Source organism: Kitasatospora nipponensis (assembly GCF_039528135.1).
GTDB classification, from domain to species: domain Bacteria; phylum Actinomycetota; class Actinomycetes; order Streptomycetales; family Streptomycetaceae; genus Kitasatospora; species Kitasatospora nipponensis.
Genome location: NZ_BAAALF010000078.1, coordinates 1 through 4,142, shown reverse-complemented (window position 1 = coordinate 4,142; position 4,142 = coordinate 1). Strand labels below are relative to the sequence as shown.

The 4,142-nt window shown below is 74.6% G+C and carries 4 protein-coding genes; 1 reads left to right on the top strand and 3 read right to left on the bottom strand.

The window, feature by feature from the left end:
• Positions 1-73: 73 nt before the first annotated feature.
• Entirely contained in the window at positions 74-952 is an 879-nt protein-coding gene (locus ABD323_RS21375; RefSeq protein ID WP_344443431.1) for an alkaline phosphatase family protein, read from the bottom strand.
• Between the two features lie 220 nt (positions 953-1,172).
• Here ABD323_RS21375 and cobC point away from each other — a divergent pair, with 220 nt between their 5' ends.
• Positions 1,173-2,639 carry an Rv2231c family histidinol phosphate aminotransferase CobC gene (gene cobC / locus ABD323_RS21370; protein WP_344443430.1) on the top strand — a complete coding sequence of 489 codons (1,467 nt, stop codon included), beginning with the start codon at positions 1,173-1,175 and terminating at the stop codon, positions 2,637-2,639.
• 133 nt (positions 2,640-2,772) lie between these two features.
• Here the strand turns inward: cobC and ABD323_RS21365 are convergent, their stop codons facing one another.
• Positions 2,773-3,078, bottom strand: a complete 306-nt coding sequence (locus tag ABD323_RS21365) for a chaplin (RefSeq protein ID WP_344443429.1) — start codon at positions 3,076-3,078, stop codon at positions 2,773-2,775.
• Between the two features lie 100 nt (positions 3,079-3,178).
• Positions 3,179-4,018 carry an MOSC domain-containing protein gene (locus tag ABD323_RS21360; protein ID WP_344443428.1) on the bottom strand — a complete coding sequence of 280 codons (840 nt, stop codon included), beginning with the start codon at positions 4,016-4,018 and terminating at the stop codon, positions 3,179-3,181.
• Positions 4,019-4,142 lie beyond the last annotated feature (124 nt).

Genomic DNA, 4,142 nt, shown 5'->3' with positions numbered 1-4,142 from the left:
CGCCCCGGGCCGGCGCCCGGGGCGGCGTCGGTCGACGCCGAGGAGGATCGGCGGTCGGCGAGGTACACGGGTGTCAGTTCCAGATGCCGGTGATGTCGGAGGCGGTGGCGGCGCTGCCCGCGTGGCTGGTCAGACCGGCGAGGTCCTCCACCGTGCGCAGCACGTTGTAGTGCGTGTAGGTGGCCGAGGAGCTGCTGCCGGCGGCCACGTGCTGGCCGTAGACCACGGTCGGGATCCGGTTGCCGGAGGAGTTGTTGTCCTCGTCGAAGGTGACGATCAGCAGGCTGTTGTGGGTCTGCGCCCAGGTGGCGTAGGCGCCGAGGTTGTTCTTCAGCCAGGTGTCGCCGGTGCCGACCGAGCAGTCGTGCATGTCGCTGCAGAGGTTCGGCGTCACGAACGCGACCTTGGGCAGCGTGGTGTAGTCGGTCGGGAACTGCGCGAAGGTGTAGGCGGTGTTGGTCGGCACGTTGCCGAAGCCGAACCACGGGTTGTGCTTCTGCGCGTACTTGCCGCTGCTGCAGGTGGTGGAACCCTGGCTCGGCAGCGACTCGTTGTAGCTGGCCCAGGTCTTGCCGGCGGCGATCAGCTCGGAGCCGAGGTTGGCCTTGGTCAGCGAGCCGACGCCGATGCAGCTGTCGTCGGTGCGGCCCTGGGTGCTGCCCGAGAAGATCGCGTAGTAGTTCGGCTCGCTCGGGTGGGTGATCCCGTAGGAGGCGGTGAGGTTGGCACCGCCGGCCTTGAGGGTGTTGTTGATGTAGGGGGCGCTGGAGCTGCCGATGACCTGCGAGTAGGTGTGGTTCTCCATCATCACGACGATGACGTGGTCAGGCGTGGGCAGCGCGGTGGCGGCCTGGGCGGTGCTGCCGCCGGCGATCCAGAGCGCGGTGGAGCCGGCGACCAGGCCGACGGTGGCCGCGAGGGCGGTCAGGGTGCGAGAGGGGAGAGCGGGCATGGCTGTCCTCCGGACGGGGATGGGAGAGTCGCGCCGAGCGGCGAAAGCATAGGAGCGTTCGTGTGACAGGGACACCGCCAGCGAGGTGAAGAGGCAGCGAACGGAATGGAGCGGCATGGACGCAGACGGTTCACCTTTCGGTTCCGCGGACCCCGGGGGCGATTGACTCGCCCCCTCCCCCATGGTGGGATTCCCGGGCGCGAGAGGGAGGAACCCACAGGTGAGCGGCGAGCAGGGGAACGAAACGGACCACCGGGACGGCCGGGTGGTGGTCGGTGTGGGCGCGAGCGCCGGGGTGGCCGAGACCGAGGTGCTCGAACTGATCGCCGACGCGCTGGCCCGGGTCCGGCTGCCGGCCGGCGCCGTCCACCGGCTGGCGACCGTCGAGCAACGGGCCGCCGAGCCCGGCCTGCTGGCCGCCGCGCGCGCCCTGGGGGTGCCGCTGACCGGGCACCCGGCGGCCGAGCTGGCCGCGGTCGTGGTGCCCACCCCCTCGACGGCGGTGCTGGCCGCCACCGGGACGGCGAGCGTCGCCGAGGCGGCGGCCCTGCTGGACGGCGGGCGGCTGGTGCTCGCCAAGGTGAAGTCGGCGCGGGCCACGGTGGCGCTGGCCACGGCGGTGGCGACCACGGCGACGCCGGCCGAGCCCGCCGAGCCCGACCTGCGCCACCACGGGGACGCCGAGGTGCGCGCACCCGGCCTGGTCGACCTCGCCGTCAACGTCCGCACCGGCACCCCGCCCGAGTGGCTGCGCGCGGCCCTCGCCGCGAGCCTGGCCGACCTGGCCGCCTACCCCGAGCAGAGCGCCGCGCTGACCGCCGTCGCCGCCCGCCACCGGCGTCCGGCGGCGGAGGTGCTGCTCACCGCGGGCGCCGCCGAGGCCTTCGTACTGCTCGCGCGCACCCTGCGCCCGCGCCACGCGGTGGTCGTGCACCCGCAGTTCACCGAGCCCGAGGCCGCGCTGCGGGACGCCGGCGTCACCGTCCACCGCGTGCTGCTCTCCGCCGCCGACGGCTTCCGGCTCACCCCCGGCGCGGTGCCCGAGCAGGCCGACCTGGTGGTGGTCGGCAACCCCACCAACCCGACCTCGGTGCTGCACCCGGCCGCCGCGCTGCTCGCACTGGCCCGCCCGGGCCGCACCCTGGTGGTGGACGAGGCGTTCATGGACACCACCCCCGGGGAGTCGCAGTCGCTCGCCTCGCTGCGCGAACTGCCCGGCCAGGTCGTGGTGTTGCGCAGTCTGACGAAGACCTGGGGGCTGGCCGGCCTGCGGGTCGGCTACCTGCTGGGGCCGGCCGAGCTGGTCGCCGAGCTGGGCCGCGCGCAACCGCTCTGGCCGGTCTCCACCCCGGCCCTGACCGCCGCCGAACTGTGCAGCGCCGCACCGGCGCTGGCCGAGGCCGAGGCCGCGGCCGCGCTGCTGGCCGAGCACCGCGCGCACCTGCTGCGCGGGCTCACGGGGTTCGGTGCGGTGCGGGTGCACGGCGAGCCGGCCGGCTCGTTCGTCCTGATCGAGCTGCCGGACGCGGCCCGGGTGCGGACCCGCCTGCGCGCGGCCGGCTTCGCGGTCCGGCGCGGGGACACCTTCCCCGGGCTGGGTCCCCACTGGCTGCGCATCGCGGTGCGCGACGAGGCCACCACGGACCGGTTCCTCGCCGCCCTCGCCACGGTCCTCGACGGAGGCTGAGGCCGGGGCTGAGTCCTGGCCCCCGGCACCCCCGGCGCACGTCCGAGGGGCGGTACCCGGCCGGGTACCGCCCCTCGGTCGAACTGTCAGGCCGTCCCGGGACAGGGTCTCGTGGACGGCGGGCCGTCAGGGGTCAGAGCACGCTCACGCTGTTGCCGCAGATGTTGATCGGGATGGAGATCGGGATCTGGATCAGGTTGCCGGACAGCACACCGGGCGAGCCGATGGCCACGCCGATGGCGTAGGCCCCGCCGGTGTTGGTGCAGGTGGTGCCCACACTGTCGGCAAGGGCGTTCACCGGCGTGTTCACGGGCGTGTTCACCGGCGTGTTCACGGGCTGGTTGTCGCCCTCGCACCCCGCCAGAGCGGGCCCGGCACCGAGAACGGTCAGCGCGGCACCGAGGGCCGCGGCCAGCACGAACTTCTTGGTCAGGTTCATGGTGCGGACCATCCCCCGATCGCCCCGAGCGGCAGGCGTTAGTCATACCAATGCCACCTGATTGCAGGCATCCTGCCCCTCGGACGGCCCACCCCGGGCCTCAGAGCAGCCGCACTTCGTCACCCTCCGCAACCGGACCGCTCTCCAGGACCTGGGCGTAGACCCCGACGCAGGGGTGCGGTCCCATCCCGGGCAGCGGCTCGACCCGGTGGTGCCGCGCCGGCACCCGCAGCGCCTGCGGGTCGCGCGGCAGCCGCCCGTGCGCCAGGGTCGGCACCGCGCAGCGCGGGGTGGCCACCACCGCGCGCACCCGCAGCCGCGCACCGATCGCCAGCTCCCGCCCCAGCCAGCCGTCCTCCACGAAGCCCGGGTCCTGCCCCTCCCCCGGTGCCCCGGGGTCCGGCTCGATCACCAGGTTGGGCCGGTAGCGGACCGCCTCCACGCTCCCGCGCGGGCTCAGCGCACCGATCCGGGCCAGCGAGGCGGTGCTGAGCAGGTGCAGCGGCGCGTAGTCGAAGAAGGTCCCGGGCGGCGAGGCGGATCCGACCCGGCTGACGTCCACCGTCACCCGCGCCCGCACCCCGGCGCTGAGCACCTCCTCGGGGCGCGCCCGGTCCAGCGTCGCGTCCTGCGGCGGCTCGCCGGTGAGCTCGACCGGGCGGCCGAGGACGGCCGAGAGCTCCTCGGCCTTCAGCTCGCCGCCGTCGGCCCGCACGATCCGCACCCGGCCGTCCGCCCCGCGCGAGGCGCTGAGCGTCAGCAGCGCGCGCCAGAGCCGCGGGTTCTTCGCGCTGGCCACCCGGCCGCTCTCGCGGTCGACCAGCGCGAGAGCGCGGTCGCCCCGCACGCCCCGCTCGTCCACCTCCGCCTCCCGCAGCGCCTCCCCCAGCATCGACTTCACCGGGTACCGCCACAGCTCCCGTACCGTCCCGATCCGCATCCGCGGCCCCCGTTCCCCGTCGTGGCGGCCCTCGCCGCCTCCCGGACCCTATCGACCGGGGTCCGCCGATGTGGTGCGGGCCACGGGCGGGGCTGTTTGTGACGCAGGGTGACGCTCGCGGTGC

Coding starts and splice junctions, on each gene's coding strand:
- ABD323_RS21375 (WP_344443431.1), bottom strand. CDS start 952: ATGCCCGCTCTCCCCTCTCGCACCCTGACCGCCCTCGCGGCCACCGTC.
- ABD323_RS21365 (WP_344443429.1), bottom strand. CDS start 3,078: ATGAACCTGACCAAGAAGTTCGTGCTGGCCGCGGCCCTCGGTGCCGCG.
- ABD323_RS21360 (WP_344443428.1), bottom strand. CDS start 4,018: ATGCGGATCGGGACGGTACGGGAGCTGTGGCGGTACCCGGTGAAGTCG.